The following is an 18080-nucleotide window of genomic DNA, read 5'->3' as shown; positions in this document are numbered from 1 at the left end:
ACGTATGGCGTTAATATCTAGACATCATTCAAATAGCCAAAGGAGTGTTTACTTTATGAAAAGAGACGGGCATATCCATAGCCCTTATTGTCCACACGGTACAACAGATACATTTACGCAATATATCGAAAAAGCAATTGCAGAAAGATTTACGGATATTACGTTTACAGAACATGCTCCATTGCCGCTTGGCTTTGTTGACCCTACACCTAACAAGGATAGTGGTATGAATCCAGCGTACTTGATGCCTTATTTTGAAGATTTACAGCACTTACAAAAGCAATACGCGCAGGACATCCGTATCCGTATCGGGTTAGAAATTGACTACATTATAGGTTTTGAGCGAGAAACTCGAAGTTTCCTTGATACATATGGTCACTTTTTAGATGATGCTATTTTGTCCGTTCATTTTCTAAAATGGCAAGATAACTTTGTATGTATCGACTATTCAGCGGAAACCTTTAAAGATTTTTCAAGAAAGTTAGGCTCCGTAGAACATGTCTATCATCTATATTATGATACTGTCCTTCAATCAATCCATGCTGATTTAGGACAATACAAACCTAAACGTATTGGACATCCATCTCTCATTCATAAGTTTCAATTAGCACACAATGTGAAAATTGATGATACAATTCGTATTCGAGAGATTTTAGATGTTATGAAGAAACAAGGGTACGAGCTCGATTTGAATAGTGCAGGTTTAAGTAAAGCACATTGTCAAGAACCCTATCCACCATTCTCCTTAATTGATTATAGCAAGTCAATTGGATTGCCTTTTGTTTTTGGCTCTGATGCCCACGCCGCAGTTGATTTACATCAGCATTATAATGTTATATTTCCAATATGAATAACTTTTAAACGAGGTGCTATTATGTTTACACAAATAAATTATGAAGGTCCTATCGCTGACCAATACAATTCATTAGCAAAACAATTAGATGCGTTGCTAACAGGTGAAACCGATCAAATCGCTAATTTAAGTAATGCTTCCGCTTTACTTAACCAATTTCTAACAAATATTAACTGGGTTGGTTTTTATATTTTACAGGGAGAGGAACTAGTTTTAGGTCCATTCCAAGGCTTACCTGCTTGCGTTAGAATTCCAATTGGTCGCGGTGTTTGTGGTACAGCTGTGAAAGAAAAAGAAACAATTGTTGTAAAAGATGTCCATGCTTTTCCTGGGCACATTGCTTGCGATGCTGCCTCGCAATCTGAAATTGTCATACCTCTTATTAAGCAAGATAAAGTAATAGCTGTGCTCGATATCGATAGCCCAGTTACAAATCGCTTCTCCATCGAAGATCGAGTTGGCTTAGAGCAATTTGTTAAAGCATTGCTGCTACATCTATAAAAGCTATTCACCATTCTAAACTTGCACATTAAAAATTGCCCTGAAATGTTGTTTTTTTACATATCATTTCGGGGCAAATCTATATTTTATTTTTTCTATGCATTTGTTTGGAGGAAACGATCATGAATACAAAATCGATTTTTCCCACTATTTTTAGCTTCATATAGAGCTGTATCTGCATGTAAAAAAACAGATTGAAATGCTGGTCGATAATTTTGATCCCATGTAATGAGCCCTGCTGAAATTGTTACTTGGGGATCAGTTGCGTCCGGGATCATTGCAACAATAGTCGACGCCAATTGGATTGATTCTTTTTCATCAATATTTGGCACATAGACTGACATTTCCTCTCCACCCCACCGTGCACAAATCCCCTGTGTACCAATCGTTTCATTTAATTTCATTGCAATTTGCACAAGAATTTTATCGCCAATTTGGTGGCCGTAGGTGTCGTTGACGCGCTTAAAATTATCAATATCGATAAGTAAAAACATCCCAGAATGATCTTTCTTAAGGGATTTTTCTACATACTGATCTAAATAACTTCTTGCATATAATTTAGTTAGATGGTCCCTATCTACCATTTCTTGCAGTTGATTCCGTAAAATGGAGTTTGCAATCGCTAAAGATGAATGATGGATTAAAGACTGCATTAACTTAAAGCTGTCAAATGAAAAGAAATATGGCTCTTTATGTAGTACGATACTAAAACCATTTATTTTTTCTTCCATCAAAATTGGAATGGCCATAATTGAACGATATTCGATTTGATTAGGTGTTAATCGGCTAAAATCGGCAATAAACAATGGGTCATTGGTATGTTCAAAATGTTGTTCAACATGTTTTATATACGTTTGCCCTTCCTCTGTCGTGAATAATGTTGTACTGGCATCCGTCACTTCAAAGGTATCATTATTTTTAAAAGCGAAACAAACTTCCATCGGTTGAAAAGATTTCATTAACTGTTTTTGTAGGAAAAGCAACATTTCATGAATATCAATTCGCATATTTAAACGATGCGATGTTTCATTTATTAGTTGTAAGTCACTTACGAGACGATGCGATTGATGATATAATTTTGCATTTTCTAGTGCATTTCCTGATGCTTGCGCTAGCATTCGCACAAAATCCTTTTCAGTCGTTGAAAAAAGATATGTTGTGGGTGCGCTAACTTGTAAAATACCGTAAATAGCTTGCCTTCCTTTAATAGGCGCATTTAATAAACGACAATTCAAGTCACCTGCCAATTCGGTTGTCAGGTCTCCTGAGACAAAAGCTTCTATAGTTGCAGGTCTTTCGGATAAATAATCAAAAAGTTTAATATCGATGGTCGTATGGCGGTCTTGATCATTCGATAGTATAAGCTCAACATTAAATTCTGGGAAATTATCCCTAATATTTTTTAGAACATTTTCTAAAATTAAATCGATATCCATAGTTGAATGAAATAAATCAGTCATATTATACAGTTTTCTATATTGGTCTTCATTTGATTTTACTTCTAAATTCTCCCTGAAAATCTGCAAAACTCTCATAAGCGTTTCTACACATTCTTCACCATAATCAGAAGCCATAAAGTCCGTCCAAGCATCTGTTGCTTCAACCAGTAAAACACCAATGGGGTCTTTGCCCTCTGGTTGGAAAAGCACCATGTCAGTCATCATGTTATAGGCTTCTTTTTCTTTTAATATATAAGGGAGTTTTACCATTTTTTGTTGATAAAAGCTAGTTTCAATCATCAGCCATGACACAGCATTTAGTTTTGTTTCGATTGTTAAAGTAGCTAATTCTTCTATGGGTATTAAACTATTACCTTCATAGCTAAGAAAAGCAGCATTTACAATTTTCAAGTGCTTCTTTAGACACTGCTTTAATGAATAAAAATACTCATTAAAACCGGTGAGCTCTCCATTCGAACTCACCCAAAAGCTCAAAACATCTGATTTTATATATTTTAGCGTTTGTAAATGGTCTGTCATGAAATCACCTTTTCTATATAACGTACAAATCAATTACTATTAACTTATGATATATTATACATAATTTGTGTCATTTTGACTATGTTATTCTGTTTTACTTTTATATTTACCATTTAATACCATATCATTAACTATTTCGAAATAGTGTAAAATGTATGAAAAGGAATTTCCTACTATTGTCCCTTTTTAAAAATAGCAATACTAATAATTGACGTCTATGACATAAGCAGTTACAATGAAGTTTGTGTAAAATAAACGCAGCAGTGGTATGAGCTTAATATAGTATTTTATTCCTCTATTTTAAAGAGTATTACTAAACAGTTTTTCTTCTATGAAAATAGATGGTGTATCGTGTAACCTAACGGCTGCATAGGCGAAAATACATGAAAATAAAATGCATTTAAGAATGGGTACTACTGGTTTTTGTTTTACAACAAAAAAACCAAATTTAAAGGAGGAGACAACAATATGTCTCGTTATACAGGTCCATCTTGGAAATTATCACGTCGTCTTGGTATCTCACTAAGCGGTACTGGTAAAGAAATCGAAAAACGCCCTTACGCACCAGGTCAACACGGCCCGAACCAACGTAAAAAATTATCAGAATACGGTTTACAATTACAAGAGAAACAAAAACTTCGTCATATGTATGGTATGACTGAACGTCAATTCCGTACTGTATTTGACCGCGCTGGTAAAATGAAAGGTGTTCACGGTGAAAACTTCATGATCCTTCTTGAAACTCGCCTTGACAACTTAGTTTACCGTTTAGGTTTAGCTCGCACTCGTCGTGGAGCTCGTCAATTAGTAAACCACGGTCACGTTATGGTAGACGGTAAACGCGTTGATATTCCATCATACAGCGTTAAACCAGGTCAAACGATTTCTCTTCGCGAAAAATCTCAAAACCTATCTGTAGTTGGCGAAGCAATCGAAGTAAATAACTTCGTACCTGACTACTTAGCATTTGATGCAGACAAAAAAGAAGGTACATTCACTCGCCTTCCAGAACGTTCTGAACTATCTGCTGAAATCAACGAAGCATTCATCGTAGAGTTCTACTCTCGATAATCTTTTAGAGTTAGAATACTTCGGTTTCTTAAACCTCGCAACCTTGTTATACAAGTGTTTGCGAGGTTTTTGTTTATGTTCTTATATTCGGAAAAAAATGAGGGTTACGGACAGGTGTACATTTATTTCAATAAAATCAACTAGGTACATTCTCACACCTGATTATACACTGATAACATTTTCCATTATTGATACAATTTTAGTTATACAAATATATACAATAATAGAAGAAAATCACTCATTATTTTCAAATGAGTGACTCAGACTATAGACAAACTATTTTTGGAGAGTTCAGATGCTAAAAAATAGTTTGTCTCTTGTTTTACGGAAAATTTATCCAATAACATTTATACGTAGTGCTTTCTATGCTACAATTTATTATAAGTGAGGAAGGAAGATGTCTTATGAAAATATCCGTTTATGTTGCAAGTGCATTTAGCAAGGATCATAAAGGCGGAAATAAAGCAGGAGTGGTATTTATGGAGAATACATTGACCACTACTCAAAAAATGGCAATAGCCAAACAACTGGGCTATGCGGAAACCGCATTTATATCAGAATCTGAAATTGCTGATTATAAATTAGAGTATTTTACACCAAAAGAAGAAGTTGATTTATGTGGTCATGCCACAATTGGCTCTTTCGCGATACTGATGCATTTAAATAAACTTTTCAGGAATCGCTATACGATTGAAACGAACAGCGGTGTTCTTACTATTACCATAAAAGATGACATCATATTCATGGAACAAAACAAACCGATATTCTATGATGTTGTATCTCCAAACGAGTTCATCGACTGTTTTGACATTAAAGCTATAGACAATAAATACCCAATTCAAATTGTCTCCACGGGCTTAAAAGATATTTTAATTCCTATAAAAAGCGAAACACGATTACATGCACTGCAACCTAATTTTGAAAAAATTAAAGAAATCAGCAAGTATTATAATGTTGTCGGGATGCATCTATATACTTTTAATGACAATCGAATTATATGCAGAAATTTTGCTCCACTATACGACATCAATGAAGAAGCAGCGACTGGAACTTCAAACGGTGCATTAGCTTGCTACCTTTATGAACAGCACTACTTGCAAAAAGAAGTCTATGTATTTGAACAAGGTTATTCTTTACACTCGCCTTCCGAAATATTAGTTAAATTAGCAACCAATAGCAAGAATGAAATAGAAAAAGTTTATGTTGGCGGCAAAGGCTATTACTGTGAAACTAAGTGTTTAAATGTAGAAAATATTGAGTGAAAATAAAAAAACACCGAATAAAAAGGTTGAGAAAATAAATTCTCAACCTTCATTATTTTTAAATGACTTTTCTTTAGTTTGTAAGTGTATTAATTTCTGCTTTATTGCGAATATGGACAACACCAGTTTCACTGACACGTATATTCACATCTGTTAGGTCTCTTTTTAAAATGTGTTCTATAGCATATCTAATTTCCCATTCTTTTACTGGCCGTTTTCATTTGAAATACTTGCATGACTTGATTGTTTGTTTTCACTATGGATAATTACTGCTCCTTTACGCTCATAAACTTTAACCGTCCCTCCCATAAAACCAGAAGCGATTTTCACAACATCTACTCTTTCCTTTGTTATATCTCGAAATGTTTTATTTGAAAATTTATATATTGTAGCCATGCTCATTCTCTCCCTAGGTTAAGTACTTAAACATTAATTCTTCAACTTGCGTCTTTAGTGCTTGCTTTGCGTACCGTAATACTTCATCTTCCCCAGGTGTTTTGACACTCATGGAGAACAAGCATTTTTAGAGGAAAGACGTGGAAAAGGAGGTTCTGGTCGACAAAAAAAGATAACCTATCTGCTGAAAAGAAATTAGAAAAAGCAGAGGCACGTAAGCTGAAAGCTTAGCAGAATTAAATATATGGTAGATGATTATATGGAGCACTACAACAATACAAGAAAGCAATGGACATTAAAAAAATATTGCTTTAAATATTATAAATCCACACAGTAAAAAATCTAAACTTTAGTAGCATTTAATTTTAAACTTTTTATGTCGTAGGGCTATCCCCTCTCCATTTAACTTCCTAAAGAGGACATTACTATCTTTCTTACTTAGAGAATTGATTTTTCATACATTAAAATAGCAATTCCCTACTTTTTAAACACCATAATCACTATCCTTATACTCTAAACAGATTATCATTTATTTACTATTCAAATCTCCTTCAAAATAGAACCAATTCCCAAAATATATATATTACTTTCATAAGAAAATATTTTCTAAATCGTTTATATATCAACATTCCTATGTAACTAAAGCTTCCACACTATTGTAAAACGGTTTAACTTTTTTGTAAGATAATAACACATTAAATATTAACAATTTTAATAAAAATACGAGTTGAATTTTTACAAAAAATAGAATAACATGAATTTCGGAAGGTGGTTCGCCATCATTCAAGCAATAACAATTATTTTAAAGGGGTTGGAAATATGTCAGACGTTCTAAAGCAATTTGTCATGCCGAAAACAAACTTATTTGGACCTGGAGCAATTCAAGAAGTTGGTAAACGCTTAAATGATTTAGAAGTGAAAAAGACATTGATCGTAACAGATGAGGGCTTACACAAATTAGGTCTCTCAGAACAAATTGCTAACATCATTACAGCAGCTGGAATTGATGTTGCAATTTTCCCGAAAGCAGAACCAAATCCAACAGACCAAAACATTGAAGATGGTATCGCAGTATATCATGCCGAGAACTGTGATTCAATTGTCTCACTTGGAGGCGGTAGTGCACATGATGCAGCAAAAGGTATTGGAATTATTGCTTCGAATGGTGGACGCATTCATGATTATGAAGGCGTTGACAAATCAGAAAACCCACTAGTGCCATTAATCGCTATTAACACGACAGCTGGTACAGCAAGCGAAATGACACGCTTTACGATTATTACAGATACTGCTCGTAAAGTGAAAATGGCGATCGTTGATAAGCATGTGACACCGTTAGTATCGATTAACGATCCTGAGTTAATGATTGGCTTACCGCCAGCTCTAACAGCGGCTACTGGTTTAGATGCGCTAACACACGCAATTGAATCATTTGTATCAACAGATGCCACACCTATTACAGATGCTTGTGGTGAAAAGGTACTTCAACTAGTTCCTGAATTTTTACCACGCGCCTATGCTAACGGTGCAGATTTAGAAGCTCGAGAGCAAATGGTATACGCGCAATTCTTAGCAGGTATGGCGTTCAATAATGCTTCACTTGGCTATGTGCATGCGATTGCTCACCAATTAGGTGGTTTCTACAATCTTCCACATGGTGTATGTAACGCGATTTTACTACCTCATGTTTGTCGCTTCAACTTAACGGCACGTACAGAGCGTTTTGCAAGGATTGCCGAACTATTAGGGCAAAATGTTGAGGGCTTAAGCAAACGTGATGCTGCGGAAAAAGCGATCACTGCCATTGAAAGCTTATCAAAAGACTTAAATATTCCAAGTGGCTTCCGTGAATTAGGCGTGAAGGATGAGGATATTGAAACTTTAGCGAAAAATGCAATGCTAGACGTATGTGCTGCCACAAATCCGCGTAAAGCCACATTAGAAGACATCAAACAGATTATTACAAATGCGATGGGGCCTGTAGTGAAAACAGCAGAGTCGCTTGAAGCTGTCGCACTTTCTTAAAATATAACGAAATGGCGTGTCTCATATTTTTGAGGCACGTCTTTTTCTATGACATGAAAAATTTCCAAACATTGTATACAAGCGCAACACCAGCTATACTTTTCATAAAAGTAATTGGGAGGAAAAAAAATATGCGTTTAATCTCGATTTGTCCTAGTAATACCGAACTAGTCGCTTATTTAGGTTTGACAGATCAGCTTGTTGGTGTCGATGATTTTTCTGATTGGCCTGCGACTGTCCACGAACTGCCCAAGCTAGGGCCTGATTTATCGATTGACATAGATGCATTAGAAGCATTACAGCCCGATCTCGTACTTGCATCTTTAAGTGTACCTGGCATGGAAAAAAATATAGAAGCATTACAAGAAAGAAATATTCCTCATCTTGTCTTTAACGCGAATTCATTAGCGGAAATCGCTCAAGAACTTAAAATATTAGGGAAAGCCTGTGGAGTAGAACAGCGTGCACAACAAATAGCAGAAGAATATTCACAATTTATCGAGCACCTTCGCACAGTTGCACAATCCATCCATCATCACCCTACCATTTATTGGGAATGGTGGCCAAATCCCATTTTCACACCAGGAAAAATAAACTGGCTCACCGAAATTAGTGCCATTGCAGGAGGCTCTAATCTATTTCAAGATGTCGAGCTAGCAAGCGTGCAAACGGATTGGACAGATGTAATAAGTCGTAATCCTGACTATATTATGATGGCTTGGGTAGGTGTTACCTTCGAGCGTATACAGCCAGCAAATTTATTAAAACGACCACATGCACAGGAGCTACAAGCCATTAAAATGAATCAACTTCATGTAATGGAAGAATGGCTTTATTGTCGCCCATCACCTCGTCTGGTGGAAGGGGCATTAAAACTAGCAAAATTACTTCACCCAGAAGAATATGCGCATCTAAAGCTTCCGCGTTTTTTAGCATGCTAATAAGAAACATCCCCTCGCGTAAACTCGAGGGGATGTCGTTATATGTCATTATAAAAATTTTACCATATGGTATTTTTTCTTGCCTCGACGTACAATGCTGAATGCATCTTCTAAACGGTCTTTGGCATCGACAACATATTCTAAAGCTGTTACCTTTTCACCATTAACACTAATCGCACCATTCGTTACGTCTTCACGAGCTTGACGTTTTGATGATGAAATGCCCGCTTCCACAAGTAAGTCCACTATATTTTTATCTTCTTTTGCCATTTCAATAGAAGGTACATCTTTAAAAGCATCCTTCATTTCATCGGCAGAAAGTGCTTTTAAGTCACCCGAGAATAAGGCAGCCGTGATTCGGATTGCTTGCTCTAATGCTTCCTGACCATGAATTAAACGTGTCATCTCTTCGGCCAGTGCTTTTTGAGCCTTACGTAGATGCGGCTCTTCTTCTACAGACACGGCTAATGCTTCGATTTCTTCACGAGATAGGAATGTGAAGATTTTTAAATATTTGACAACGTCGGCATCCGCTGCATTAATCCAGAATTGGTAGAACTCATATGGAGAAGTTTTTGTGCTATCTAACCATACAGCCCCACCAGCTGTTTTACCAAACTTTGTACCATCTGCCTTCGTTACTAACGGAATTGTGATACCAAAAGCTTTTGTTTCTTCTTCATGTGTTTTCCGAATAACTTCTAAACCAGTTGTAATATTCCCCCACTGGTCAGAACCACCCACTTGAATACGACAATTGTAATGGTTATATAAATGATTATAATCAATACCTTGAATTAACGTGTAAGCAAACTCAGTAAATGAAATCCCTGTATCAAGACGTGAAGCAATTGTATCCTTTGCTAGCATGTAGTTGACGTTAATTAATTTCCCGTAATCTCGTAAAAACTCAATCGTGTTTATTTCGCCAATCCAGTCACGGTTATTGACAAGTTGTGCACCATTTCCATCTTCAGCAAAATCAAAAATTCGTTCTAATTGACCACGAATACCTTGCACGTTTTTATCAATTTGTTCAACTGTTTGCAGTTGACGCTCTTCCGAACGACCAGATGGATCCCCAATCATCCCTGTTGCTCCACCTACAAGTAGAATTGGACGATGACCAGCTTTCTGGAAGCGACGCAGTGTCAATAATGGTACGATGTGTCCGATGTGCATAGAGTCAGCAGTTGGGTCTACACCACAGTACAAAGAAACCGATTGTTGTTGTAACAGCTTTTCCATTCCTTCAGCGTCTGTTTGTTGGTAAAGCAGACCACGCCATTCTAAATCTTGTAATAATTCGTTTGCCATTGTTTTTCCTCCTAATTTGTATTGTCGCGTATAGAAACAAAAAAGTCCCTACACGCAAATTACATTGCATGCAGGGACGTTAATAACTAACGCGGTACCACCCAGCTTGAAGATGTCATCCATCTTCCACTCATTCAATCGCCTTTATCGCAGGCGCGCACGTCTAAGCTCCAAGCACGTAATTCGTCTCTACACTATGACCAGCTTTCACCAACCGCTGGCTCTCTATACAGGGAATATAGACACTACTGCAAACTCTTCATCACTAGAAAACTATAAGCACTATTCTATACGATTCTTTTTCAATGTCAATAACTATGTTCGAGTCAATTCAATCTATGCTATAATAGACAAGATTTTAGGAGGTCGATACCTTGAAAGATTGGATTGAGAAAATCAATGCAAAGATCGATGAATTACTCGAACAAAAATGGATGAAGACATTACGTATTTCAGGTAGTGTTACCTGGAACTTATTTTTACTATTTTTAGTCTTTGCATTGGTAGGCACTGTATTTGTTGGCTCGGTTGGCGCCGGCTACTTCGCCTCACTTGTAAAAGAAGAACCACTGCGCTCTAAAGAAGAATTACGTGAGCATATTTTCAACTATGAGGAAACAAGTGAAATTTATTTTGCCAACGATATTTATATCGGGAAATTGCGCACCGATTTAGATCGCCGTGAAACGTCACTAAGCGCTGTGGCACCAGATGTTATTAATGCCGTACTAGCAACAGAGGACGAATATTTCCGGGAACATAATGGCATTGTTCCGAAAGCTGTTATTCGTGGGCTACTGCAAGACGTGACAAATTCTGCGACACAAACAGGTGGCTCTACATTAACACAACAACTTATTAAAAACCAAGTATTAACAAATGAAGTATCGTATGAACGTAAAGCAAAAGAAATTCTACTCGCTATGCGTTTAGAACACTTTATGACTAAGGAAGAAATTTTAGAGTCCTATTTAAATATTATTCCTTATGGCCGTAATGCTTCTGGTCGTAATATTGCAGGGGTTGAAACAGCAGCTGACGGAATTTTCGGAGTAAAGGCCAAAGATTTATCTCTAGCGCAAGCCGCTTACATAGCTGGTATTCCGCAAGCTCCTTATGCTTATACTCCATTTACGAATACAGGTGTACTAAAAAGCGAAGAGGCTCTTAAGCCAGGTATTGATCGTATGAAAACTGTTCTTTACCGCATGAAAGAAGCAGGCTATATTAACGATACGCAGTACAAAGACGCAATAAATTACGACATTACAGCAGACTTCCGTTCACCAGAAATAGCATCAGAAGATCGCTATCCTTGGTTAACGTATGAGCTTGAAAATCGTGCAAAAGAAATTATTGCTGCAAAGCTAGCGAAAGAAGATGGCGTAGATCCAGAACGCTTGACAACAGAAAAAAAATTAAAAGAAAAGTATATGATTTTGGCAGACCGCGATGTCCGTTCAAAGGGCTATCGTATTTATTCTACTATTAATAAAGACATGTACGATGCCATGCAAAAAGCGGCAGATAACTTTAAATACTACGGCCATACGTATACAGGTAAAGGTAAGGACCCTATAACAGGTGAAGAAATAGATATTGAAATGCCTGTACAAGTTGGCAGTATTTTAATTGAAAATAGTACAGGACGTATTTTAAGCTTCGTTGGTGGTCGTGACTTTAAAACTACAGAGTTAAACCATGCGACTCAAGCTTTTCGACCAAATGGTTCGACGATGAAGCCATTACTCGTTTATGCTCCAGCAGTAGAATACGGTGTTATTGGTGCAGGTAGCCCACTAGTAGACGTGAAATTCTCTATCGGCTCTTGGAGTCCCAACAACTATATTACGAGTGATGAGCGTGGACTGATTCCTGCACGTGAAGCATTAGCTGATTCACAAAACTTGTCTGCATTACGTTTGTACAATGATATTATTAATAAACGTCCTGCCGAATATTTAGCTAAAATGGGCTTCTCTAAGCTACAGCCTGAAGATTATACGAATCTTGCAACAGGTATTGGGGCATTAGAAGTAGGAACGACTGTTGAAGAAAATACAAATGCCTTTGCAACGTTTGCGAACGGTGGTCAATTTATTGAATCTTATATGATTGAAAAAATTGAAGATTTAGATGGTAATATCATCTATCAACATGAAGTAGAACCTGTACAAGTATTTAGTCCTGAAACATCTTATATTGTCACAGACATGATGCGTGATGTTTTAACTAAAGGAACAGGAACAGTTGCCAGAAATACATTAAAATTCTCTTCTGATTTCGCTGCCAAAACTGGTACTTCACAAGAGTACAAAGATGTTTGGTTAGTCGGCTATAATCCGAATGTTTCATTAGGCGTATGGATGGGCTATGATAAGCAACGTTCATTATATGCATTTAATAATACGTATTTGCAACCAAGTGTCCGTATTAACAAACTATGGGGTACCTTAATGAATGCTATGTACGATGTGGATCCAAAATTAATTGATGCTCCTACGAACTTTAAGGCACCAAAAAATGTAGTGACCGCTTCATTCTGTGGTATTTCTGGATTAGCACCCTCTGCAGCATGTTCAAATGCTGGGTTAGTGCGCTCAGATTTATTTAATGCTAAAGTATTTTTACCATCACAGCCAGATGATAGCTTAGCATCTTCAAGCGTTGTAACGATTAAAGGAAAGACATACAACGCACACCCAAATACGCCATCAGAGTTTGTAAAATCAGGTGGTGCGGGTATTAACCAAGCCTTTATTAAACGTATGCTAGGAAGACTTGGAGGAAATCCTGGAAGTTTACTTCCAAAAAATTCATCATTATCGAATTCATCAGTATCAGCCGTCGATTTCCCAGCAGATGGAAGTCCACCAGCAACTGTAACGGCAGCGATTAATGGCAATACCTTATCTTGGTCTGGCTCTTCCAATGATGTTGTCGGCTATCGTATATATAACGTGACGAATGGCGGGAATACTCTAGTCAATTCAGTACTAGAAGCTACACAAAGTATTTCAGTTGCAAGTGGACAAGCATATGTAGTTGTAGCTGTCGATATTACAGGATTGACCTCAGCTCAATCCAATGTTGTATCTACAGGTGGCAGCGAAACTGAACCTGATCCAGAAGAAAATCAAGAACAACCACCTACTCCACCTACAAATGGCAATGAAGGTTCGGGTAATGAAAATGGTTCGAATAATGGGAATGGTTCAGGAAATAATGGCACAGGCACTGAAAATGGCAATGGCTCTGACGGTTCCAATGGCTCAAACAATGGCAACAACAACAGTAATAACAACGGTAATAACAACGGTAATAACAACGGTAATGGCTCCACTGGAGAAAATAATGGTGGCACAACCACAACCCCACCTCCTGAAAAGCCAAGTCAATAATAAACAGGCTCACTACATTATTTAAATTGTAGTGAGCCGGTTTTTTGTCATGATAGAGAAGACAACTACATGAAGGGGTGGATTAACGTTGAAAATTTTAATTTTAGGGGGCACACGTTTTTTGGGGAGAAAATTAGTGGAACTTTGCCTTCAAAACAGTCATGATGTAACGATTTTAACACGTGGTCAAAGTGGCAATCCTTTTGGCTCTCAAGTGCATCAACTTATCGCTGATCGAGATGATGAACATACATTAGTTCAAGCACTTTCGAATACGACATGGGATATTGTCTACGATAATATTTGCTATTCTCCAAAAGATGCACAAAAGATTATAGAAATTCTAGAAGGTAAAACAACCAAGCTTATATTTACCTCAACGCTTGCGACTTATGAAGCAGATGGTATTGTAAAAACAGAAGCCGATTTTAACCCGTATAACTATGAAATTCGTATGGGGAATCGACAGGATTTCACTTATAGTGAAGGTAAACGTCAAGCGGAAGCAGTACTATTTAAAAAAGCTTCGTTCCCTGTTGTGACAGTGCGTTTCCCAATCGTTGTGGGCGAACAAGACTATACACGCCGTTTAAACTTTCATGTGGAGCGTATAGTAAATGAACAACCCATTACACTTACAAATGTCGATGCAAAAATGAGTTTTATTACCGATGATGAGGCCGCTGCATTTTTATATTTTGCAGGTATTTCTACAATTGAGGGACCATTCAATGCCACAGCAAGTGGTGCTATTTCATTAAAAGACTTACTTGGACTTATTGAAGAAGCAAGTGGCAAGCATGCGAAAGTTTCACTGTTAGGAGGCGATGCAAATTCACAATCTCCTTACGCTATTCCAGCAGATTGGTATATGTCGAATGCCAAGGCAGAAGCAACAGGCTTTACATTTAGTCAGCTAAACGATTGGCTGCCTAAGCTAATTAACTCCTTAGTAAAAGAACAACAAGAAACAATCATGTCTCAACGGAATTGATTACTGATTTTGGATTTTATAAATAGGAAAAGGCCTGCACCCCGTTTTAAGGGTGCACGCTTTTTATCGTAATATGCTTTTTAAAATCGCTATGGCTTCATCGATTTCCGCTTTTGAGACCGTCAGTGGTGGAAGGAGTCGGATAACGTTCGGCCCCGCTCCCACTAAGAGTAAGCCCTTTTCTTCAGCCTCTTTGATATAAGATGCTACCTCAGTGTCGCCACAGCCAATACCCAGCAATAAGCCCTGCCCTTGCACCGTATAGGTCGTCGGTAAATTGGCTTTCAATTGTTTTATAAAATAGGCGGATAGATCTTGCACATTGTGTAAAAAACCCGGTGCAAAGACGTGATCTAGCACTGTTTCTGCAACACTCATTGCTAGTGGATTACCGCCAAATGTTGTCCCATGCGTGCCCGGTCCAAATGTATCGTAGAGCTCAGCTGTTCCAAGCATTCCACCGATTGGGAAGCCACTGCCTAAGCCTTTTGCTAATGTTACGATATGTGGTTTCAACACAGTTTGCTCATAGGCAAAACGTGTCCCTGTACGTCCGATACCCGTTTGAACTTCATCCACAATTAGTAGAATCCCTTTTTCCGCACATGCTTTTGCAAGTGAGGCTGCAAATTCAGGTGTTACGCTGTTTACGCCCCCTTCTCCTTGTATCATTTCTAGCATAATTGCTGCAACTGTATCATCAACCGTCGCTTCTAGAGATTCAACATCATTGAAAGGTAGAATCGTAAATTTATCTACAAGTGGTCCAAAGCCATTATGTACCTTTCCTTGACCCGTTGCAGACATTGCTCCAAAAGTGCGCCCATGAAACGATTTTTCAAAAGTTATAATATGGTTTTTCCCTGTATGCTTACGTGCCAGCTTAATAGCAGCTTCATTTGCTTCAGCACCGCTATTACAGAAAAACGCATAAGTGAAATGCGTATCTGCCACTAATTTTTGTGCAACCGTTTCCTGTCCAGGTATTTCAAATAGATTGGAAATATGCCATAACTTCTCGCTTTGTTGTTGTACCGCCTTCACAATTGCAGGATGTGCATGCCCGAGACTAACAACAGCAATACCACTTGTAAAATCTAAATATTTTTTGCCCTTAGCATCTTCCACAACAGTTCCTTGCCCTTTGACGATTTGCGCACGACGTTTGCCGTAGTTTCCAAATAGAGCACTCATGTTATCCGCTCCTTCTATTGATTACGCCTTGGCGTAATTTGTCCAGATATTAATCGAACCCACTCAATAAATACTTCGAAAAAATCTCGTTAAACCTTCGTTAAGACGAATACCCAACTCACTACTATAATGAAGAAAGACTTTTACTAGATGAAGTTTTAATAGTTGTACCTAATAAATGATCCCCAACAATTTGTACCGATGGGATACCGGCATCTAGGCAATCAATTGCACCTTGCACCTTCGGAATCATGCCACCGTAGATATGGCCTTGCTCAATCCACTGAGCTATCAGGGAAGGTGTTACCTCTGTTTGGTATTCATCTTCAATACGAATACCTGCTACATCTGTGACAAGCAACAAGCTATCAGCGTTCACTGCCAGCGCGATTTCACTTGCAACGGTATCACCATTAATATTAAGTGCCTGACCATCTTCATCGGCCCCCACACAAGCAACTACAGGTACAATGCCCGCATTAATTAACACTTCTAAAAGTGTTGTATTTACGGACTGAACCTCGCCGACAAAGCCGTAAACATCTTTGTCTAGTAAATTTGCTACAATCAAATGATTGTCAAAGCCATTTAAACCAACTGCCATAATACCTGCAGTTGTCAATTGATGGACAAGTGCTGGATTCACCTTACCAATTAGTGTTGACTGTACTATCTCAATTGCTAACTCACTCGTTACACGGATGCCATTCAATGCATGGGATTCAACGCCTTGTGCTGCAAGTTCGCGATTAATAGCAGGACCACCACCGTGTGTAATAATCAGTTCAACGCCGCTATCCTGTAATTTTTTAAAGTTCTCAAAAAACGCTTTATTTAAGCCTTCAAGTGTACTACCACCAAGCTTAATGACCATGCGTTTACGAGCGGTATGATGCATTGATTTGCACGTAGTCATAAGTTAAATCACATCCCCATGCATGCCCCTTGCCCTCACCTATACCAAGTGACACATAAATTTTCACTTCATGCATTTTCAAAATTTGAATTAACTCATCTTCTGAGAAAGGAATTGGCTCACCGTTTTCAACCATTGTTGCGCCACCGATTTGAATCGTAATTTTGTCAGGGTCAACTGTTGCATCACTGTAGCCAACCGCTGCAATAATACGCCCCCAGTTTGCATCACAACCAAATACTGCTGTTTTTACAAGCGGCGAACCAACAACTGTCTTTGCAATCTTACGCGCTTCCTCATCAGAAATGGCACCTTCCACTTCAACTTCTATTAGTTTTGTTGCGCCCTCTCCATCTTTGGCAATCATCTTCGCTAAGTCTTGTGCAACTGTTTTTAAAGTATAATAGAAATTTTGCCAATCTGGATGTGCAGTTGTTAAAGATTCGTTGCCGGCTAAGCCATTTGCCATCACTACTACCGTATCATTTGTAGATGTGTCCCCATCTACTGTGATTGCATTAAATGTAAGGTTAGTTACATCTGACAATGCTGCTTGTAATACATCCGATTCAATATTGGCATCTGTTGTAATAAAGCCAAGCATTGTTGCCATATTAGGCTCAATCATTCCTGAGCCCTTTGCAACACCCGCAATAATGACTTCTTTGCCATCTACAATTGTGCTATAGCTCGTATTTTTCATGACCGTATCGGTTGTCATAATTGCCTGCGCAAAATCGATAGCACTTTCAAGATTATCTTGGGGTTCTAGTTGAGCAATACCGCTCTCGATAGGCTCCATTTTCATAATTTCTCCGATAACGCCAGTTGAGCAAACGCCAACTAGATTTGCCTCAATACCTAACTTCTCAGCTGTTAAAGTTTGCATTGTTAACGCATCCTGTACACCTTGCTTACCTGTACAAGCATTGGCATTCCCAGAGTTCACGATCATCGCCTGAATTCTTTTAGTTGTGTAAACTACTTCTTTTGTTACTTTCAACGGTGCAGCCTGTACTGCATTTGTTGTAAATACACCAGCTACACTTGCTGGTACGTCACTCACTAAAACTGCTAAATCCTTTTTCTTATGCTTTAGTCCACAATGCATCCCAGCGGCCTTAAAGCCCTTAGGCGAGACGATATTTTTACTTGATAATTTTTTCATAATATTTGTTGATGCTGTTAATGTCATAATGAAATTCCTCCTTAGATTGTTTGAAATAAGAG

At 37.9% G+C, this 18080-nt stretch carries 14 protein-coding genes and 1 other annotated feature; of the genes, 8 read left to right on the top strand and 6 right to left on the bottom strand.

The window, feature by feature from the left end:
* The first annotated feature begins 55 nt into the window (after positions 1-55).
* Both hisJ and C9J35_RS03020 read left to right on the top strand, forming a co-directional pair.
* Complete coding sequence (gene hisJ / locus C9J35_RS03025) at positions 56-850, top strand: histidinol-phosphatase HisJ (RefSeq protein WP_107923380.1); 795 nt, start codon at positions 56-58, stop codon at positions 848-850.
* 24 nt (positions 851-874) lie between these two features.
* On the top strand, positions 875-1354 hold the full coding sequence (locus C9J35_RS03020; protein WP_054767252.1) for a free L-methionine (R)-S-oxide reductase MsrC: 480 nt from the start codon (positions 875-877) through the stop codon (positions 1352-1354).
* A gap of 95 nt (positions 1355-1449) precedes the next feature.
* Here the strand turns inward: C9J35_RS03020 and C9J35_RS03015 are convergent, their stop codons facing one another.
* A complete protein-coding gene (locus C9J35_RS03015; RefSeq protein ID WP_107923379.1) occupies positions 1450-3333 on the bottom strand; it encodes a sensor domain-containing diguanylate cyclase in 1884 nt (627 codons plus the stop codon).
* 468 nt (positions 3334-3801) lie between these two features.
* Between C9J35_RS03015 and rpsD the strand changes: the two genes are divergently transcribed.
* Complete coding sequence (gene rpsD, locus C9J35_RS03010) at positions 3802-4404, top strand: 30S ribosomal protein S4 (RefSeq protein ID WP_054767251.1); 603 nt, start codon at positions 3802-3804, stop codon at positions 4402-4404.
* Between the two features lie 404 nt (positions 4405-4808).
* Positions 4809-5666 carry a PhzF family phenazine biosynthesis protein gene (locus C9J35_RS03005; RefSeq protein WP_107923378.1) on the top strand — a complete coding sequence of 286 codons (858 nt, stop codon included), beginning with the start codon at positions 4809-4811 and terminating at the stop codon, positions 5664-5666.
* 204 nt (positions 5667-5870) lie between these two features.
* Here the strand turns inward: C9J35_RS03005 and C9J35_RS24020 are convergent, their stop codons facing one another.
* Positions 5871-6062 (bottom strand): hypothetical protein, encoded by a 192-nt coding sequence (locus C9J35_RS24020; RefSeq protein WP_235616184.1) that lies wholly within the window; start codon positions 6060-6062, stop codon positions 5871-5873.
* A gap of 819 nt (positions 6063-6881) precedes the next feature.
* On the opposite strand from C9J35_RS24020, the gene C9J35_RS02990 reads away from it, so the two are divergent.
* Complete coding sequence (locus C9J35_RS02990; RefSeq protein ID WP_054767250.1) at positions 6882-8087, top strand: iron-containing alcohol dehydrogenase; 1206 nt, start codon at positions 6882-6884, stop codon at positions 8085-8087.
* Positions 8088-8218: 131 nt separating this feature from the next.
* Positions 8219-9028: a cobalamin-binding protein gene (locus C9J35_RS02985; protein WP_107923377.1), complete on the top strand. Its 810-nt coding sequence runs from the start codon at positions 8219-8221 to the stop codon at positions 9026-9028.
* Between the two features lie 48 nt (positions 9029-9076).
* Here C9J35_RS02985 and tyrS read toward each other — a convergent pair whose 3' ends face one another.
* On the bottom strand, positions 9077-10345 hold the full coding sequence (tyrS, locus tag C9J35_RS02980; RefSeq protein WP_054767249.1) for a tyrosine--tRNA ligase: 1269 nt from the start codon (positions 10343-10345) through the stop codon (positions 9077-9079).
* A gap of 69 nt (positions 10346-10414) precedes the next feature.
* Positions 10415-10617: a binding site (T-box leader), on the bottom strand.
* A 102-nt stretch (positions 10618-10719) separates the two neighbouring features.
* On the opposite strand from tyrS, the gene C9J35_RS02975 reads away from it, so the two are divergent.
* Positions 10720-13746: a transglycosylase domain-containing protein gene (locus C9J35_RS02975; RefSeq protein ID WP_107923376.1), complete on the top strand. Its 3027-nt coding sequence runs from the start codon at positions 10720-10722 to the stop codon at positions 13744-13746.
* An 88-nt stretch (positions 13747-13834) separates the two neighbouring features.
* Complete coding sequence (locus C9J35_RS02970; protein WP_107923375.1) at positions 13835-14740, top strand: NAD-dependent epimerase/dehydratase family protein; 906 nt, start codon at positions 13835-13837, stop codon at positions 14738-14740.
* 63 nt (positions 14741-14803) lie between these two features.
* Here the strand turns inward: C9J35_RS02970 and argD are convergent, their stop codons facing one another.
* The 3 genes from argD to argJ all read right to left on the bottom strand — a co-directional run bounded on the left by argD (position 14804) and on the right by argJ (position 18045).
* A complete protein-coding gene (gene argD / locus C9J35_RS02965; protein WP_107923374.1) occupies positions 14804-15934 on the bottom strand; it encodes an acetylornithine transaminase in 1131 nt (376 codons plus the stop codon).
* A gap of 124 nt (positions 15935-16058) precedes the next feature.
* Entirely contained in the window at positions 16059-16850 is a 792-nt protein-coding gene (gene argB, locus C9J35_RS02960; protein WP_107923373.1) for an acetylglutamate kinase, read from the bottom strand.
* Positions 16813-18045, bottom strand: a complete 1233-nt coding sequence (argJ, locus tag C9J35_RS02955) for a bifunctional glutamate N-acetyltransferase/amino-acid acetyltransferase ArgJ (protein ID WP_107923372.1) — start codon at positions 18043-18045, stop codon at positions 16813-16815. Before argJ ends, argB begins: the two co-directional genes overlap by 38 nt.
* Positions 18046-18080 lie beyond the last annotated feature (35 nt).

Origin of the sequence: Lysinibacillus parviboronicapiens, from assembly GCF_003049575.1 — a bacterium.
GTDB lineage: Bacteria > Bacillota > Bacilli > Bacillales_A > Planococcaceae > Lysinibacillus > Lysinibacillus parviboronicapiens.
This window is presented reverse-complemented; position numbering and strand designations above follow the sequence as displayed.

Coding starts and splice junctions, on each gene's coding strand:
- C9J35_RS02990 (WP_054767250.1), top strand. CDS start 6,882: ATGTCAGACGTTCTAAAGCAATTTGTCATGCCGAAAACAAACTTATTT.
- hisJ (WP_107923380.1), top strand. CDS start 56: ATGAAAAGAGACGGGCATATCCATAGCCCTTATTGTCCACACGGTACA.
- C9J35_RS02985 (WP_107923377.1), top strand. CDS start 8,219: ATGCGTTTAATCTCGATTTGTCCTAGTAATACCGAACTAGTCGCTTAT.
- C9J35_RS03020 (WP_054767252.1), top strand. CDS start 875: ATGTTTACACAAATAAATTATGAAGGTCCTATCGCTGACCAATACAAT.
- argD (WP_107923374.1), bottom strand. CDS start 15,934: ATGAGTGCTCTATTTGGAAACTACGGCAAACGTCGTGCGCAAATCGTC.
- argJ (WP_107923372.1), bottom strand. CDS start 18,045: ATGACATTAACAGCATCAACAAATATTATGAAAAAATTATCAAGTAAA.
- C9J35_RS24020 (WP_235616184.1), bottom strand. CDS start 6,062: ATGGCTACAATATATAAATTTTCAAATAAAACATTTCGAGATATAACA.
- tyrS (WP_054767249.1), bottom strand. CDS start 10,345: ATGGCAAACGAATTATTACAAGATTTAGAATGGCGTGGTCTGCTTTAC.
- C9J35_RS03015 (WP_107923379.1), bottom strand. CDS start 3,333: ATGACAGACCATTTACAAACGCTAAAATATATAAAATCAGATGTTTTG.
- rpsD (WP_054767251.1), top strand. CDS start 3,802: ATGTCTCGTTATACAGGTCCATCTTGGAAATTATCACGTCGTCTTGGT.
- C9J35_RS03005 (WP_107923378.1), top strand. CDS start 4,809: ATGAAAATATCCGTTTATGTTGCAAGTGCATTTAGCAAGGATCATAAA.
- argB (WP_107923373.1), bottom strand. CDS start 16,850: ATGACTACGTGCAAATCAATGCATCATACCGCTCGTAAACGCATGGTC.